Below are 16,623 nucleotides of genomic sequence, written 5' to 3'. Positions count from 1 at the left end.
TCAACTAAATCTCATTGTAGCCGCACTGTGTGCTGATGTCTCCGGCCATTTGGCTGGTACTTGAACCAGCCAAATGTATAATAAATAAAGAAGGAGGGATGACGTATGAACAGCTGGCGTCCGGATCGGGAGTCGCACATACCGCTTTATCTCCAGATCGAACAGCATATAAAAGAAAAAATACTTCATGGCGAATGGACCATCGGCACGAAAATTCCCTCACAAAGAAAGCTCGCCGAGGAGCTTCAGGTCAACCGAAGCACAGTGACGGCAGCAGTTGATGAGTTAATCGCCCAAGGTCTTCTGGAAGGAAAAAGAGGGGGAGGCACAAAGGTCGTCAACAATACGTGGAGCATCATGGCAGCGGCTAAGCCCCTTGATTGGAGCACATACGTTACATCGGGGAGTCATCAGCCGAATTCATCCTTGATTCAGGCCATTAATCAAAACGAGCCGCGTCCGGATCTGATCAGGCTGGGGACGGGTGAACTGAGTCAAGAGCTGCTGCCTGAGCAGGAGATGGCCGAACTGTTCCGTGAAGCGGGAACTAACATTTTTGCGCTCGGCTATGAAGAACCGAAGGGCAGCCTGCAGCTTCGGCAAAGCGTCGCGGAACATTTGAAAACAAAGGGGATTCACGCGTCCCCGGCATCCATCGTAATCGTCTCAGGCGCGCTGCAGGCGCTTCAGCTCATTTCAATCGGGCTGCTAAAACCAAACTCCGTCATGCTGACTGAAAACCCGTCGTATCTCCATTCCCTGCGTGTGTTTCAATCAGCGGGCGTCAGGCTTAAGGGAGTGCCGATGGTTGGGAGCGGAATCAAAACGGATCATCTTCCCGCTTACCGGCGGCAATACGAAGCAGGGCTGCTGTACACCATTCCGTCATTCCATAATCCGACGGGAACGGTGATGTCACTCAAGCGGAGGAAGGAACTCATCGTCCTCGCAAGAAATCACCGCCTGCCTGTCATTGAAGATGACGCATACGGTGATTTATGGATCGATAAAGAACCGCCGCCTCCGTTAAAATCCATGGACGGTGAGGGGAATGTGCTGTATATCGGCACGCTGTCAAAAACCGTAAGCCCGGGTCTGCGCATCGGATGGGTCGTCGCCCCTGAGCCGGTTGCAGACAGGCTCGCCGATATTAAAATGCAGACGGATTACGGCTCCAGTGCTTTATCTCAATGGGCGGCATGTCAATGGCTGTCAAGCGGCCGCTATGAAGCGCGCCTTTTGCGTCTCAGAAAGGAACTTAAAATCAGAAGAGATGCGGCATTGCGTTCTCTTGAAAGATACGCGGGAGATATTGCGGAGTGGCGTGTGCCGGAGGGGGGCTTTTATATTTGGGTCACTTTTCATCAAGCAATCGCCGTTCAGACGCTTTTCACCCGTGCCTTGGAGGCCGGCGTGCTGATCAATCCGGGAGCTCTCTATCTTCCCGAAGACCGGCAAAGCCTGCGTCTTTCCTATTCATACGCATCCTTACCGGACTTGGAAAAAGGCATTCAAACGATAGCGGACATCGCCCGCCGTTTCGTTTAATAAAAGATCACGTCACAATGGCTCCGAGTGCTTCTGCGAATGTAATGGCATGAGACGGAGAGATGCGGCATCCTTTCAGCTTCTCAAGTGAGACGTGCAGATGATCAAATGTGCACGTGCTGATATCCATATTAAAAAGAGACGTGCCGATGAAGTTTGCGCCGTTCAAATCACAGACGTCAAGATCTGTGTATTCAAGAACGGCATCATTCCACTCACTTTCTGTAAGAGCGCACGTGTCAAACCGGACATGCTTCATATTGGAATAGCTGAAGGAGCTGTAATTTGCGAGGCAGTCTTCAAACCGTACATGACGCATGGCGGAATCCGCCAGATTCAAGCCGAGAAGTTTTGAATGCTGAAACGCCGTTCTATGGATGATGCTTCCGCTGAAATCAGCGTTTGAGACATCACATTTGTCAAACAGGACATCCGTACATTCCATATGTCTGAAAGAGACATCCGTAAAAACGGTGTTTCTGAAAATGACTTTTTCGGCGCGCAGGCCGTCCAGTTTGCTGTTTACGACGGCGTTTTCTATGACGACTTCTTTTATGAGGTCGTCCTGAAGCGCTTCTGTGAAAGAAAGCACCGGCAATTCTTTCGGGATTTTCGGTTTTTGGATCGTATTCATCTCATACTTCCTTTTCTGAATTAATAGCTGAAAACGGCAATTGACAGATATCGTTTTCTGCCTGCCATCCTAGCTGTTGCATAATGTACAAAGGGTATTAAAAAAGAGGTAGGGCGTCAATAGTACCGTATATAAAAGCAGACGTGACATTCAAGGTAATGCCCTTAGAGACATGTCCCCAAGGGCATTTGTCTGTTTCAGGCGAGTTCTTTATACATGATCACATGCGGGCCGATGCCGGGTATGTCAAAGGGGCTGCCCGTGCTTTTCCAGCCGAGCTTTTCGTAATATCCCTTTACGTGACATCTGGCGTTGCACCAGACAAGCGCCGCCCCCATATCTGCCAGTTTTCGTTCTGCATAGGCGATTAACGTGCTTCCCGCTTTTTGCGTCCGGTATTCCTCAAGCGTCGCCATGCCGCGCAGCTGGTAGGCGGGCGCTGCCTGTAACGCCTGCTGGTTCTGCGGGTAGTAAGAAGCGATGCTGATCAATGTCCCGTCGTAAAAACCTCCGAGATGAAAGGCTCCTTTGACGCTGTCCTGATCATATTTACAATCCTCAATCGTCTGATGGGGGCGCAGCACGCTGTGTCTGATCGCGTACGTGTCTTCTGCGGTGATGGGTTTTACTTCAACCATGAAAAAATCCTCCTTTGCTTGATTCTTTTTCTGTATCGTACCATGAAAAAGCCACCTGTCATATCAGGCGGCCTCTTCCGCGTCAATGCAAATATACATCAGCCCGCTTTTCATCCTTTTGCTTAATATAAGCTGCAAGCTCTGACGTCAAATCAGAACGGAGAAACGGGGTGATTAAATAAATTCCGTTAAACAGTTCGCACGCCGTGTCGAGAAGCGACTTGGCGATGGCGAGGCCTTCGGCTTTCTGCTTCCGCTTGTCTTCGCCGGCGAGCGCCATTTTTTCGCGGATGCTGTCTGACAGCTTAATGCCCGGGATTTCATGATGGATGAACTCTGCGTTGCGGCTGCTCGTTAACGGCATGATACCGATATACACCGGTGTTTTGAGATGCTTCGTTTCATGATGAATGTCAATGAGCTGCTGCTCCGAGTAGACAGGCTGGGACACGAAGTAGTCAGCTCCGCACTCGATTTTTTTCTGCAGCCGTTTTACTGCTTTATCAAGGTGGCGGACATTCGGATTAAATGCTCCGGCTACGGAAAAGTTCGTTTTCTTGCCGAGCGGTTTCCCTGATAAAGAAATGCCCTCGTTGAATTGTTTAATCAGCCTGATCAAGTCAAAGGACGTTAAATCATAGACGGAGGTAGCCCCCGGAAAGTCGCCGATTTTTGAAGGATCACCTGTGATGGCTAAAATGTCGGTGAGCCCGAGCGTATCCAGCCCCATTAAATGTGACTGGAGGCCTATTATATTGCGGTCTCTGCATGTAATGTGGACGAGAGAACGGATATCAAGGCGCTCTTTCAGCAATGAACCGCAGGCGGCATTGCTGATCCGCGGTGTCGCCAATGAATTGTCGGCGAGCGTCAGCGCTTCTATGCCGGTTTCTTTTAATTCAGCCGCCGCTTGCAGAAATTTGTCAAAATTCAATTTTTTCGGCGGATCAAGCTCTACGATAATTGACCGTTTCTGAGCGGCGATTTCGTTTAAACCCGGCTCGGTCCGTTCGTTGCTGACTGAGATGACTTCTTCTTCCCGTCTGATTTTCACTTCTTTCTCAGTGACGGGGGAAAGGCCGCGAACCGCTTCAGCCATGGCTCTGATATGGTTTGGCGTCGTACCGCAGCAGCCGCCGATAATGCGCGCGCCCTGAGTGCGGAACTGTACGGCGCTCTCCCGGAAATAGGCATCGTCCGTATCATAAACAAGCCGGCCTTCTTCTAAAGACGGAAGGCTGCTGTTCGGATAGACCGATAAATAAGCGTCACGGAAAATCGGCACTTCGGTGAGCGCTTCAATCATGTGGTACGGGCCGAGCCGGCAATTGATTCCCGTTATGTCAGCGCCGAGATCGGCAATGGACCTGAGGGCTTCCCGAAGCGGCGTTCCGTCCTGCAGCACGCCCTGTTCGTGCATGGATACGTTCAGCATAATCGGAAGTTCCGTTTCTTTTCTCGCGATCTTCAGCACTTCACGCGCCTCTTCTAAATCATAGTATGTTTCCAGAAGCAGACCGTCCGGCTCTTCGTGCAGCAATAAATAAAGCTGCTCCCGAAAGCTGCGTTTAATCTCCTCCAGGCTGTAGGCGTTTTTGTTAAAGGTGCGGATGCCGCCCATCGTTCCCAATACATAAGCGCCGTCTGAGGAAGCGCGCGCGATTCTGACCGCCTCCTGATTGATTTTTTTCGTTTCATCCTCAAGTCCGTATCTTGAGAGCTTAATAAAATTCGCGCCGTACGTATTTGTCTGGATGATGTCTGCCCCGGCTTCCACGTAAGCCTTATGTATCCGCTTGATTTCTTCGGGCTTTGATACGTTCAGTTCCTCAAAACATCTGTCAATGCCGTAGGAATAGAGGAGAGTGCCCATCGCGCCGTCTCCGATTAAAATCCGTTCTTTTAAGTCTTGTAATAGTCCCATTGTTTGCCTCCTTCGTCACATTCAGCAAGGAAAAAAGAGAAATAAAAAAAGTCTTCTTAAGAAGAAGACTTTGTAATCATTTGTCTCTCTTCTTATCTTCCAAGCTGTTTTTAGCTTGCTGGATTTAGCACCTTGGTCATGGTTTGGGTAAACCACTACACCGGTTGCTGAAGCGTCGTCGGGCCAGTCCCTCGGCTTCTCTTGATAAGAACGTTCATGTAATTGTCATGGGTTTCCAAAACTTAACTGTGAAAATCCCTTTCTCCAAATTTACCGAAAATAGAGACAATAATCAATAGGAATCACATAATTTATCTAAAATTAATAAATTGAACGTCAATCGGCAGGTCTGCTCCGCGGACGGCTGCAATAATCTGCTGCAGATCATCTTTATTTTTTCCGGTGACGCGCACTTGGTCGTCCTGAATCTGCGACTTGACCTTCAAGCCGGAGTTTTTAATCACCGCGTTGATTTTTTTGGCGTTGTCTTTATCAATGCCCTGTACAAGCTTCGCGCGCTGGCGCACCGTGCCTCCCGATGCATTTTCGATTTTGCCGTATTCAATGTTTTTCGTCGGCACGTCCCGTTTGATCAGCTTGCCGCTCAGCACATCTTTGAGCTGATTCAGTTTAAACTCGTCATCAGAAATCAGGACAAGCTCTTCCTTTTCTAAAGTTACATCGCTTTTCGATCCTTTAAAGTCATAGCGCGTGCCGATTTCTTTCAGCGTCATCTGAATCGCATTCTGCACTTCTGGAAATTCAACTTTGGATACAATATCAAAAGAACTTTCTTTTGCCATGAGAAAACCTCCTATAACATTTCACTTATGAGTTGATTATAGTAGAATAAAGAGAAATGTCCAACAGCATAAAGCATGAATTTATGCATATTGGAAAAAATGAGAAAAACATCAGCCTCATACGGGCGAATCAGGAAGGACGATAACATGAGACCAGGGCAGCAGCTCACGCTTAGTATAGATCACCAAACCGATTTCGGTTATTTTTTAACCGACGGCGAGGATACGGTTCTTTTACATAACAGTGAAATCACAGAGGATATCGAAGACAGAGATGAAGTGGACGTATTTATTTACGTCGATCATCAGGAAAGACTCGCGGCGACGATGAAAAAGCCGCTCATCAGCTTTTATGACTACGGATGGGTGGAAGTGACGGACGCTGTGGAAGATATGGGCGTATTCGTCGACGTCGGTCTGTCAAAAGACGCGCTCGTCGCAACGGAGCACCTGCCTCCGTACAAATCCGTCTGGCCGCAAAAAGGAGACAGACTGTATTGCATGCTGAAGGTGACAAGCCGCGGGCGCATGTTTGCCAAGCCGGCGCCTGAAGATATCATCAGTGAATTATTTACGGATGCAGGGGAAGACGTCATGAATAAAGACCTGACGGGCACGGTGTACAGACTGATTGCATCAGGCTCTTTTCTGATTACCGATGAAGGCATCCGCGCGTTTATTCACCCTTCAGAAAGAAAAGAAGAGCCGAGACTCGGCAGCCGCGTGACAGGGCGTGTCATCGAGGTGAAGGAAGACGGCTCCGTCAACATGTCACTGCTGCCGAGAAAGCAGGATGCGCTTTCGGTTGACGCGGAAGAGATTCTGACCTATCTGAGATCAAGAAACGGCGCGATGCCTTACGGAGACAAAAGCCATCCTGACGATATCCGCGAACGGTTTCATTTAAGCAAAGCCGCCTTTAAGCGGGCGCTCGGGCATCTGATGAAAAACGGCAAGGTCTATCAGGAAGACGGCTGGACATACGAAAAACAATAAATTTTCTGCAAAAACATCGGTGAACCAAAACCGATGTTTTTTATTTTCTCAAAAGCTCCTATACCCTCATTTGTTTAACATCCTGCCGAACATACATATTTTATTGAAATAAAATATTCTGACATCCGAACCGATATATAACTATAGAAAAAAACAAAAGGAGAGTTTCAATGAGAAAAATGGCGATATTTGCGGCTGTACTGCTGATTGCGCTCAGCACGGCGGGATGTGCCGGCAAATCTGAGGAAACGGCGGCCGAAAAAACGAAAACAATCGGCATCATGCTGACAGACAACGGCCTCGGCGACCAATCATTTAATGATTCAGGCTTTCAAGGTTTGATGAAAGCGAGAGACGAGCTCGGCATCACATTTGATTACCGGGAGATAAAAGACACCGGTACATACGAAAAAGGACTGACCCAGCTTGTCCGTGAAGGCAATGATCTTGTGGTGGGGCTCGGTTACAGCATGCAGGCGGATTTAGAAAAGGTCGCCAAAAAATATCCGAAGCAGCGGTTTGTGCTGATTGATTCCGTATCAGACCTGGGTAATGTCACCTCCGTCACGTTTAAAGAGGATGAAGGAAGCTTCTTAGCCGGAGCGCTGGCGGCCATGACGAGCAAAACCGGCACGATCGGATTTATCGGCGGTTCAGATGCCGACGTCATTAAACGGTTTAAAAAAGGCTATCTGAAAGGCGCGGAATCAGTCAAACCGAATATCCGCGTGCTGTCGGACATCAGCGGTACGTTTGATGATGATAAGCTCGGGAAGAGCATCGCCCAAAACATGATCCGAAAAAAAGCCGATGTCCTGTTTACGGCGGCCGGCTTCACGGGTGTCGGCGCACTGAAAGAAGCGGAGGCGCAAAAAGTATACGCCATCGGTGTTGACAGCGATCAATATTACACCGCCGAGCACGCGGTTATCTCTTCTTTAGTGAAAAACGTCGACCATGTCATCTATGAATTGGCGAAAGATTTAACAGACAACAAGGAGATCAAAAGCGGTGAGATCGTTTACGGACTGAAGGAAAACGGCATGGACTTAGCTAAGATCAGAGTTGTCAAAAACGCAGGCGGGCTGGCGAAAAAGATCACGGATATGAAAAACAGCCTGATTGAAAAAGGAGGCGATCTGAAGTGACATTACGGACAAGGCTGCTCGTTAACGCAGCCGTTACGATGATTTGCTTCGCCGCCGTCATCGGCTTTACCATCGTAAACATGATGAAGATTCAGGCTTCAAATGAAGATGAAGTGGACGCGCTGTTAAACGTCCAGGAAGCAAAAGCTGACCTTAATACGTTAAAAGAAAGCATCACCGGCTATTCCAATACGCTCGCAGACGCCCAGAAAGAAGATGTGCGAAGCTATATGAAAAGCAGTTCAGACAAACTGGCGGCGCTCAAAAAAACGATGACGGACGATGCGGACAAAGCCGCTTATGACAAACTCGCCAAAAAATACGAATCATGGCAGGCGGAGGCGGACGCTGCTCTTGATTCGAAAAGCCCGGCTGAAGCGACAAGGACGGCGGCCCGCATCAACGGTCTTCTGAATGATATTTATATGCTGAATCTGAAAAGCCGGGATCACTATGAAGACATGCAGAAGCAGACGGCTGACCAGATTCAGTTTATCGTTTACAGCGCAGCCGTGCTGACCATCGTGATACTTGCCGTCACCGTCATATCTTCCATCAGGCTGACGAAGAGAATTGCAGGGCCGATCCGCCGCATGGCTGAAAATGCCCGTCGTATTGCAGGAGGGAACCTTGCTGTTGAAATGCTTGATTATAAAGGGAAGGACGAACTGAAAGAGCTGAATGACTCATTCGGAATGATGGCTGAACAGCTCCGCACCTTAATTCAGGCGATCGGAGAGGTCGGCCGTGAAGTCGAGACTTTCGCGGAAGGTTTGACGAAGGAAAACCAGACGCTGAAGGACATGACCGAGCAGGTGTCCGTGTCGACGGAAGAAATGGCGCAAGGCTCCCAAACCATTTCAGAAGATCTGCAGCATGCGGTGCAATTCATTGAACAAATGGATGAACATTCAAAGGCGAACGCCGAACGTTCAAAACAAACGACGAGAAGCAGCGAAGAGACGATTGCGGCGGTGGCTGCGGGGCGCGGTGCTTTAGCCGAGACCAAGCAAGCCATTGATAAAAGCAATGAGACATCAAAAGAGATTTCCGAAGCCGCCGATCTCTTCATAGAGCATGCGGCAGGCATCAGTATGATGGCGCAGACCGTTTCTGACATTGCGGGCCAGACCAATCTGCTGTCATTAAACGCCGCAATCGAGGCGGCCAGAGCAGGCGAGGCCGGAAAAGGATTTGCCGTCGTTGCCGAGGAGATACGGAAGCTCGCAGACGGATCAGCCAAAGCGACCGCGCAGATTTTCGATATGGTAAAGCAAATTGAAGACGGCATCACATCTATTACCGGAGCTGTCACGACCGGCGTCGCTTTAGCGGACAGACAGCAGGAGCTGATGGAGAAAACGTCAGAATCATTCGTCCATATTGAACAAAAAGCCGCCCATATTAAAGCCGAGCTTACTCAATTGGACGGACGGATCATCGAATCGAAACAGCTTGGTGAGCAAGTGCTGCATCATGCCGAAAGCATCAGCGCCGTCGTTCAGGAAACGGCTGCGGGAAGCGAAGAGATTTCTGCCTCCGCGCTTGAGCAGCTGTCTTCTTTTCATAAAATGGCGGAAAGCGTCAATAATCTGGTGAGCCTGACAGAGCGGTTAAACGATCAGGTCCGCCGGTTTACTTTGTAACGGGCTTATGCCCCGCCCCCTGATTTTTGCAGCCTGACATGAGTAACTTCTGAATGAAACACAAATACTGAATATACTTGTGTTATTTATTCTTTTTCGAGAAAGGTGAAAAAAGAAGGGAGGAATCGGGATGGATGAACAAATTCCGCATGAAAAGGGTCTTGATAATAGTCTGGCTTTATTACGCGATGGTTATGTATTTGTGAAAAACCGAGCGGAGACTTATCGCTCGGATGTGTTTCGCGCCCGTTTATTAGGGAAGACATTCATTTGTATGAGCGGAGCGGAAGCCGCAAAGCTTTTTTATGACACAGAACGATTTCAGCGGGAGCATGCCCTCCCCAAACGGGTGCAGAAAACGTTATTCGGAACAGGGGCAATCCAGGCAATGGACGGTGAACGGCATAAGCACAGGAAGCTTCTATTTATGTCGCTGATGACGCCGCCCCGGCAAAAACGGCTTGCGGAAGCGGTGGCAAAACAGTGGAAAGCATCTGCGGAAATGTGGGAGGGTTCAAACCGAATTGTCCTTTTTGATGAAGCGAAGAAAGTGCTGTGCCGGGCTGCCTGTGAGTGGGCCGGCGTCCCGCTGAAAGACTCAGAGGTGAAAGAGCGGGCGGAGGATTTCACCGATATGGTAGACGCATTCGGCGCTGTCGGACCGCGTCATTGGAAAGGCAGAAGGGCGAGGCTGAAAACGGAGAAATGGATAGAGGAGGTCATTGAGGATGTGCGGTCCGGCAAGCTGCAAACGCCGGAGTGCTCAGCCTTGTATGAAATGGCTTTTCATACAGAACTTGACGGGAACAGACTTGATTCTCACATGGCTGCTGTTGAGCTTATTAATGTTCTGCGCCCGATTGCTGCCATTTCTTACTTCATTACGTTTTCAGCTCTTGCATTGCATGATTACCCTGAATATCGGGGCAAACTGAGATCGAGAGATGATCAGGAGGCTGAAAGATTTGCACATGAAGTTCGGCGGTATTACCCGTTTGCCCCGTTTTTAGGAGCCGTTGTGAAAAAAGATTTCGTATGGAAGAACTGTGAGTTTAAAAAGGGTGCATCCGTCATGCTTGACCTATATGGGACAAACCATGATTCCCGGCTTTGGGAAAATCCCAATGAATTTCGCCCGGAACGTTTTCAGGGGCGGGAGGAAAATAAATTTGATTTCATTCCCCAGGGCGGAGGTGATCCGGCTAATGGCCACCGCTGTCCGGGTGAGGGAATGACCGTGGAAGTCATGAAAACTTCCCTTGCGTTTCTTGCCAATGAAATAGAGTACGATGTTCCGTCCCAAGATTTGAGCTTCAGCCTGTCCAGAATGCCGGCATTGCCTGAAAGCGGATTCGTGATAAGTGATGTTAGACGCATATAGAACAAAAAACAGCCCTCTATCTTCATACACAAGAGGGCTGTTTTGCTTTTACAGATGGTCCGGTTTTTTGGAATTCTGGTTTTTTCCCGCCTGCCGGTTTTTTTCGGCAAGCCGGTTCTTTTTCTGATTTACGGCGTTATTGTCCAACGGTTTTTTATCATCATCTTTCATGCGGCAAAGCCTCCCTTCTGTCCGTTAGGATGCCCGCCCGCATTGAAATTATGGCTTCAGGAAAAAAATCGCGAGCGTGCCCGGCCCGGAGTGCGCGCCGATCGCAGAGCCGATTGAATGAAGAATGATCTCTTTCGGATGGAACGCTTCTTCAATCATTTCCTTCATCCGAAGCGCCGTCTCCTCGTTATCTGCATAGCTGATCCCCACGGTTTGATCCGCCCAATCGCCGCCTTCTTCCTTCATCATGTCTATAATCCGTTTAAACAGTTTCTTTTGTCCGCGTAATTTTTCGAGCGGCACGAGCCTGCCGTCATCCACATGCAGAATCGGTTTGATGTTCAAAAGCCCCCCGACAAAAGCGGACGTTTTTGAAATTCTGCCGCCCCGCGCGAGATAAGCGACATCATCGACCGTAAATATATGTTTCATCCGTGCGCAAAAGCTCTTTACAGACGTTTCGATTTCTTGTATTGTATTCCCGTTAACACAGAGTGTTTGCGCGTGCATCACCGCAAGGCCGCAGCCCAATGAAGCGCATTTGGAATCTACAATCCGTAAATCAAAATCGGGAAATTCCTCTTTTACTTCATTGGCGATCATTACGGCCGTCTGATAGGTGCCGGAAAGACCTGAGGAAAAGGCGATGTATATCGCCGGTTCTCCGAGTTCCGCGTATTGTAAAAATACTTTTTTTATCGTATCCGGTGATGCCTGGGATGTTTTCGGAACTTTCCCGTCCCGCATCGCTTGAAATATATGATCCGCCTGAATGGTGACCGTGTCCTCATATTCGTTTCCGTCAAGTGTTACGTGCAGCGGAATGAACCCGATCCGGTTTTCTTCAATATAAGAATTCGGCAGGTCAGAGGCGCTGTCAGCAATAAGGTGAACTGTCATCATAATTCCCTTCTTTCCGATTGGTGAGAGTGATGCCAACTATATCATATAAATGTGGCAAAATAGTGTTCAAAACTTTATTTTAAGGGAAAAGCTAATAATGAAAATGAGCGGAGGAGCAAGCCATGGTACTAGAACAAGCAAAAAAATTAGCAATCGTCGTCATCGGCGCGTTTCTGTATGCGGCGGGACTGAATTTATTCCTGATACCGGCGAATGTATATGCCAGCGGTTTTACCGGTGTCGCCCAGCTGCTGTCAAGCGTCGTTGATCAATACGCCCCCTTTTATATTTCGACAGGAGTTCTCATGTTCCTCTTAAACATTCCCATCGGTGTGTTAGGGTGGCTGAAAGTCGGCAGATCATTCACTGTATACAGCATTTTAAGCGTAGCGCTGACGTCCGTCTTTATGGGAATTCTCCCGGAAATGAGACTGTCGCACGATATTCTTCTGAATACCGTATTCGGAGGAGTCATCTCAGCGATCGGCATCGGTTTAACGCTGAAATTCGGCGCTTCGACAGGCGGTCTTGATATCGTGTCGATGGTGCTGGCCAAATGGAAGGATAAGCCGGTCGGCACATATTTCTTCATTTTGAACGGGATTATCATTTTGACGGCAGGATTATTGCAAGGATGGGAGAAAGCATTATATACCCTTGTCGCTCTGTATGTCACAACAAGGGTGATTGACGCCATTCACACCCGCCACATGAAACTGACCGCCATGATCGTTACAAAAAAAGCCGATGAAATCAAAGAAGCGATTTACGGGAAAATGGTCCGCGGCATTACGACGGTGCCGGCAAAAGGCGCTTACACAAACGAACAGAAAGAAATGATGATCATCGTCATCACGCGGTACGAATTGTATGACCTTGAGAAAATCGTGAAAGAAGTCGACCCGAAAGCCTTCACAAACATCGTGCAAACGACGGGGATCTTTGGTTTCTTCAGAAAAGACTGATAGGAGCGGATAGAATGAAGTGGCTGTTTGGCCTGTTATTACCGGTCATTTTATTGATCGGATGCAGCAGTCAATCCGGGCAGAAGGAGCCCGCTGAGGAGGTATCCGGAGAGATGAATGAACAGCAAGCGGAATTAGCCGTAAACCCTGTGCAGACGGATCAGCAGATCGAATTTCAAATGTCTTTAAAAAACAAGAGCGGCAGCCCGATCGATTTCACATTCAGCTCAGGGCAGAAATTCGAATTGACCGTACATGACCAACATCACAAAGAACTGTACCGCTATTCAAAAGACAAAATGTTTACTCAGGCGTTTCAGACTGTGACCTTAATGCCGAATGAAACGTATGACTTTTCAGATGTGTGGAAGAACGTGCCCGGTCCGGGAACATACACGGTGACGGTGACGTTTTTAGGGAAGTCCGATCAGATCGGAAAAAGACTGAAAACGGTAAAAACATTTGAAGTGAAATAAAAAAGCGGCGCCCTCGTCTAAACGGGGCGCCTTTTTTTATTGCAATTTCTCCAGCTGATCCTGAAATTGGTGCAGCTGCTGACGTTCTGCATCCGTCGAATTGGCGTACGCGGAAGACACGGCGTTTTTGGCGCGTGAGACAGCTTTTTCCTGATCGCCGTCCTCGAAACCGTTAGCAATCATGACGGCCTGCTGGACAAATGACTTGGCTTGAGAAAACAGTTCGTTTCTCATTAAAAGTCAACCTGCCTTTCAGCCGAATCTTTTGCTGCATCATGCTGTGCTTCCTCTAATGTAGACCGATATGGAAATCTTGCGTCATGAAGACTGACAGAGTCCTTGCCTTGCTGAATAAACCGTTTTGATTTGTTTCGTTTACCCATTGCAATGTCCCCCTTCCATATTTAGACGAGATGAGTCGTCTGTTTTAGTATGGGCGGAAGGCTTTGTGTTATGAGCGGCAAAACCTCACAGGGAGAAATAGGATTTTAAAAATTCGGCGATTCCGTCCGCTTCATTTGATCCCGTGACGCGGTCGGCGGCCTGTTTGACTTCATCCGTGCCGTTTCCCATCGCTACGCCGCACCCGGCAAACCGGAGCATTTCAAGATCGTTGTCTTCGTCGCCGAACGCGATGATCCGTTCTCTCGGCACTTGGTAATAGTCGCTGATTTTCTTCAGGCCGACCGCTTTATTCATCCCGTGTTTAATGATTTCAATCACATGCCACGGAGCCGCCCATCTTCTGTGGTCAATGACCTCGGCGTGCACATCGGATAAATGTGCGCGTATATCCGCGACGTCCTCTTCCTTTGCATGAATCAATACGGACGTTACATCCTCCTTGACCGTTTCACGCAGATCGCCGAATGTGACATTCGCCGTATTCATATGAAACGCCTCAATTAAATGCTCATCATGATAATGGAAGTACACATCATCAATGACCTCAGCGAGCACATTATGTATTTGATAGGTCTCTGTAAGTTCGGCAAGCTGTCTGACCACATCGACCGATAAAGACGTGTGGTAGCGTCCCCATGATTCGTCTTTCGGGTGGTGGACAAATGCCCCGTTAAAATTGACAATCGGCGTTGTCAGCCCAAGCTCGTCATAATACATCGAACTGGAACGGAAAGGGCGCCCGGTTGAGATGCAGACATGATGGCCCGCTTCTTTCAGCTTCTGAATCGTCCGTGCCGTTTCAGGGGAAATGGTTTTATCGTCTTTTAATAAAGTTCCATCCAGATCTAAGGCGATGAGATAAGGTTTTGTCTCCATAAATAACTCCTTTTGTCATATAATTTGCTGTTTTTCACTTATGTACAGTGTAGCTTTTTACCATCTTTATTGTCTACATGTTACACTTATGATTATGGTTATCCTAAGGAGGGAGTCAACGTGATTCTTATTGATCATCAAACCGTATCAGGCATTCCGTTTTTACATATTGTAAAAGAAGAAAATCGGGACCGTCCCGCTCCCCTTGTTTTCTTTATTCACGGTTTTACAAGCGCGAAGGAGCATAATCTTCATTTCGCTTACCTGCTTGCTGAAAAGGGCTTCAGGGCCGTGCTGCCGGAAGCTCTTTACCACGGTGAACGCGCTGAACAGCTGTCAGCAGAAGAGCTCGCCGTCCATTTTTGGGACATTGTATTAAATGAAATCGAGGAGCTTGACGTGCTGAAAAAGGATTTTGAAGCGCGCGGTCTGATTGAAGACGGGCGGATCGGTCTTGCGGGCACGTCAATGGGCGGAATTACGACATTCGGCGCGATGGCCGCGTATGATTGGGTCAAAGCCGGCGTCAGTCTGATGGGAAGCCCGAACTATACGGCATTTTTTCAGCAGCAGATTGACCACATTCAAAAGCAGGACATCGACATTGACGTCACAAAAGAACAGGTCGATGAACTGTTTGCGCGGCTCAAACCGTTCGATCTCAGTCTGGAACCGGAAAAACTCCGCAGCCGCCCGCTGCTGTTCTGGCACGGCGTTCAAGACAAAGTCGTTCCGTATGCACCGACCCGCGGCTTTTATGAAACGATTAAACCTCATTACAGCAGCCGGCCCGACCATCTTCAGTTTCTGAAAGACGAACGGGCTGATCATAAAGTCCCGAGATACGCCGTTTTAGAAACCGTCGCCTGGTTCGATAAGCATTTATAAAGCACAAAGGTGTTAACAAAAGCCGCTTTTACGTTATACTGAGGAAAAAGGAGTGATGGAACGTGGAAGAAGCATTAAAAGAAAACATCATGGGCGCCTTGGAGCAGGTTGTTGACCCTGAGCTCGGCGTCGATATCGTCAATCTCGGCCTTGTATACGACGTTGATATGGATGACGACGGCCTCACGCACGTTACGATGACACTGACATCAATGGGGTGCCCGCTCGCTCCGATCATCGTCGACGAGGTGAAAAAAGCGCTCGCCGACATTCCGGATGTAAAAGAGACGGAGGTCCACATCGTCTGGAATCCGCCTTGGACAAGAGACAAAATGTCACGCTACGCAAAAATCGCATTAGGGATTCAGTAATAAGAAAATGCACCTCGGATTTTAGGTACATCCTAAAGTTTGGAGGTGCTTTTCTTTTGTCTGCATTTACAAGGAAAAAATCAACGCGGATAAGCGACAGTGAGGGTTTGTTTTGGATCGCAAACAAACCTTTAAATATAAAATTTCATATGAGGTTTATCTTTTTTGTAATAGGACAGTCTGTCTTGGAGTGTACCTGTGTGGAATTCAAATTTATGTCCATCGGGATCAGTAAAATAAATTGACTTTTGATCTTGCTTATCCCTAGGACGCCCATTTAATATATTTACATTTAGATTTTTTAACCTTTGATGTATTGCATCAAAATCTTTTGGGTCAATTGTAAAGGCCATATGCGTATAAGATTTATGTATTTCATTTCTTGGTATATCCGCCTCTAAGTTAAGTGCAAGCCAAAGCCCGTTCAGATCAAAATATGCTGTCTTTTGTCCTTTAACCAGGAGCTGTGCATGAAATACTTTTTCATAAAATTCTATAGATTTTTCCAAATTTGAAACAGAAAAAAGAAGATGATTGATTCCTTTTATGTTTATTTTCCCCACCTCATTTAACATGTTTGTTTGAAACAATCCCTCTGGTAATACATCTGCATATATATCGATTATATACTGACTAAAAAATCATTTTAAGGATTTCTGTGGATTTTTATGCCCGGTGTTTTCCGGCTGACCGTTTCGAGCTGTACTAAACATGATTCTGTCGGGCGCCGTTCTGTCTGCTTTGCCGCTGCAGACCGGCGTTCGGAAAGAAGGGCAAGTCACTAAAAAAACCCGAGTTTCCCACCATTCGGGGTTTTTTGCGGTATCGGGTTAAAAAGGAAAAAAACGGA

The 16,623-nt window shown here is 47.9% G+C and carries 19 protein-coding genes and 1 riboswitch; of the genes, 9 read left to right on the top strand and 10 right to left on the bottom strand.

Features of this window, described 5'->3' with window-relative positions; translation table 11 throughout:
• Positions 1-105 precede the first annotated feature (105 nt).
• Positions 106-1,548: a PLP-dependent aminotransferase family protein gene (locus ABK447_RS15050; RefSeq protein ID WP_094031634.1), complete on the top strand. Its 1,443-nt coding sequence runs from the start codon at positions 106-108 to the stop codon at positions 1,546-1,548.
• 7 nt (positions 1,549-1,555) lie between these two features.
• On the opposite strand, the gene ABK447_RS15045 is transcribed toward ABK447_RS15050, so the two are convergent.
• From ABK447_RS15045 to ABK447_RS15030, 4 genes are all read right to left on the bottom strand, one after another.
• Positions 1,556-2,182: a pentapeptide repeat-containing protein gene (locus ABK447_RS15045; RefSeq protein WP_094031635.1), complete on the bottom strand. Its 627-nt coding sequence runs from the start codon at positions 2,180-2,182 to the stop codon at positions 1,556-1,558.
• Between the two features lie 197 nt (positions 2,183-2,379).
• Positions 2,380-2,820, bottom strand: a complete 441-nt coding sequence (locus ABK447_RS15040) for a GNAT family N-acetyltransferase (protein ID WP_094031636.1) — start codon at positions 2,818-2,820, stop codon at positions 2,380-2,382.
• An 82-nt stretch (positions 2,821-2,902) separates the two neighbouring features.
• Positions 2,903-4,744 (bottom strand): bifunctional homocysteine S-methyltransferase/methylenetetrahydrofolate reductase, encoded by a 1,842-nt coding sequence (locus ABK447_RS15035; RefSeq protein WP_094031637.1) that lies wholly within the window; start codon positions 4,742-4,744, stop codon positions 2,903-2,905.
• Positions 4,745-4,833: 89 nt separating this feature from the next.
• Positions 4,834-4,955: riboswitch (SAM riboswitch) on the bottom strand.
• A 100-nt stretch (positions 4,956-5,055) separates the two neighbouring features.
• Positions 5,056-5,547, bottom strand: a complete 492-nt coding sequence (locus ABK447_RS15030; RefSeq protein WP_012117263.1) for a YajQ family cyclic di-GMP-binding protein — start codon at positions 5,545-5,547, stop codon at positions 5,056-5,058.
• A gap of 99 nt (positions 5,548-5,646) precedes the next feature.
• Here ABK447_RS15030 and ABK447_RS15025 point away from each other — a divergent pair, with 99 nt between their 5' ends.
• The 4 genes from ABK447_RS15025 (at position 5,647) to ABK447_RS15010 (ending at position 10,718) form a co-directional block, all read left to right on the top strand.
• Entirely contained in the window at positions 5,647-6,543 is an 897-nt protein-coding gene (locus tag ABK447_RS15025) for a S1 RNA-binding domain-containing protein (RefSeq protein WP_172615145.1), read from the top strand.
• Positions 6,544-6,713: 170 nt separating this feature from the next.
• Entirely contained in the window at positions 6,714-7,691 is a 978-nt protein-coding gene (locus ABK447_RS15020; protein ID WP_349909091.1) for a BMP family ABC transporter substrate-binding protein, read from the top strand.
• A complete protein-coding gene (locus ABK447_RS15015) occupies positions 7,688-9,337 on the top strand; it encodes a methyl-accepting chemotaxis protein (protein ID WP_094031639.1) in 1,650 nt (549 codons plus the stop codon). The genes ABK447_RS15020 and ABK447_RS15015 overlap by 4 nt, the downstream gene beginning before the upstream one ends.
• A 130-nt stretch (positions 9,338-9,467) precedes the next feature.
• On the top strand, positions 9,468-10,718 hold the full coding sequence (locus ABK447_RS15010; protein ID WP_072588974.1) for a cytochrome P450: 1,251 nt from the start codon (positions 9,468-9,470) through the stop codon (positions 10,716-10,718).
• A 48-nt stretch (positions 10,719-10,766) separates the two neighbouring features.
• Here ABK447_RS15010 and ABK447_RS15005 read toward each other — a convergent pair whose 3' ends face one another.
• Together ABK447_RS15005 and ABK447_RS15000 are read right to left on the bottom strand one after the other, a co-directional pair.
• Positions 10,767-10,889: a hypothetical protein gene (locus ABK447_RS15005; protein WP_003155105.1), complete on the bottom strand. Its 123-nt coding sequence runs from the start codon at positions 10,887-10,889 to the stop codon at positions 10,767-10,769.
• Between the two features lie 48 nt (positions 10,890-10,937).
• Entirely contained in the window at positions 10,938-11,789 is an 852-nt protein-coding gene (locus ABK447_RS15000) for a DegV family protein (RefSeq protein WP_032871166.1), read from the bottom strand.
• A gap of 125 nt (positions 11,790-11,914) precedes the next feature.
• On the opposite strand from ABK447_RS15000, the gene ABK447_RS14995 reads away from it, so the two are divergent.
• Positions 11,915-12,757, top strand: a complete 843-nt coding sequence (locus tag ABK447_RS14995; protein ID WP_007409143.1) for a YitT family protein — start codon at positions 11,915-11,917, stop codon at positions 12,755-12,757.
• 14 nt (positions 12,758-12,771) lie between these two features.
• Positions 12,772-13,233, top strand: coding sequence for a BsuPI-related putative proteinase inhibitor (locus ABK447_RS14990; RefSeq protein WP_007409142.1), 462 nt, complete (start codon positions 12,772-12,774; stop codon positions 13,231-13,233).
• A 36-nt stretch (positions 13,234-13,269) separates the two neighbouring features.
• On the opposite strand, the gene ABK447_RS14985 is transcribed toward ABK447_RS14990, so the two are convergent.
• The 3 genes from ABK447_RS14985 to ABK447_RS14975 form a co-directional block, all read right to left on the bottom strand.
• A complete protein-coding gene (locus ABK447_RS14985) occupies positions 13,270-13,467 on the bottom strand; it encodes a DUF3813 domain-containing protein (RefSeq protein WP_003155097.1) in 198 nt (65 codons plus the stop codon).
• Positions 13,467-13,616, bottom strand: coding sequence for a hypothetical protein (locus ABK447_RS14980; protein ID WP_003155094.1), 150 nt, complete (start codon positions 13,614-13,616; stop codon positions 13,467-13,469). The genes ABK447_RS14985 and ABK447_RS14980 overlap by 1 nt, the downstream gene beginning before the upstream one ends.
• An 85-nt stretch (positions 13,617-13,701) precedes the next feature.
• The gene (locus ABK447_RS14975) at positions 13,702-14,514 is read right to left on the bottom strand and encodes a Cof-type HAD-IIB family hydrolase (protein ID WP_007409141.1); all 813 of its coding nucleotides are present in this window, start codon (positions 14,512-14,514) and stop codon (positions 13,702-13,704) included.
• A gap of 120 nt (positions 14,515-14,634) precedes the next feature.
• Between ABK447_RS14975 and ABK447_RS14970 the strand changes: the two genes are divergently transcribed.
• Both ABK447_RS14970 and ABK447_RS14965 read left to right on the top strand, forming a co-directional pair.
• The gene (locus ABK447_RS14970) at positions 14,635-15,402 is read left to right on the top strand and encodes a prolyl oligopeptidase family serine peptidase (RefSeq protein WP_007409140.1); all 768 of its coding nucleotides are present in this window, start codon (positions 14,635-14,637) and stop codon (positions 15,400-15,402) included.
• Between the two features lie 62 nt (positions 15,403-15,464).
• Complete coding sequence (locus ABK447_RS14965) at positions 15,465-15,773, top strand: metal-sulfur cluster assembly factor (protein ID WP_003155088.1); 309 nt, start codon at positions 15,465-15,467, stop codon at positions 15,771-15,773.
• A 131-nt stretch (positions 15,774-15,904) separates the two neighbouring features.
• Here ABK447_RS14965 and fosM read toward each other — a convergent pair whose 3' ends face one another.
• Positions 15,905-16,348 (bottom strand): FosM family fosfomycin resistance protein, encoded by a 444-nt coding sequence (gene fosM, locus ABK447_RS14960; protein ID WP_007409139.1) that lies wholly within the window; start codon positions 16,346-16,348, stop codon positions 15,905-15,907.
• Positions 16,349-16,623: the final 275 nt, after the last annotated feature.

It is taken from the genome of Bacillus sp. hwrm1 (assembly GCF_040207805.1).
In the GTDB taxonomy this organism is placed as follows: domain Bacteria; phylum Bacillota; class Bacilli; order Bacillales; family Bacillaceae; genus Bacillus; species Bacillus velezensis.
The sequence above is the reverse complement of the archived record's forward strand: the minus strand, read 5'-3'. Positions and strand labels throughout refer to the sequence as shown.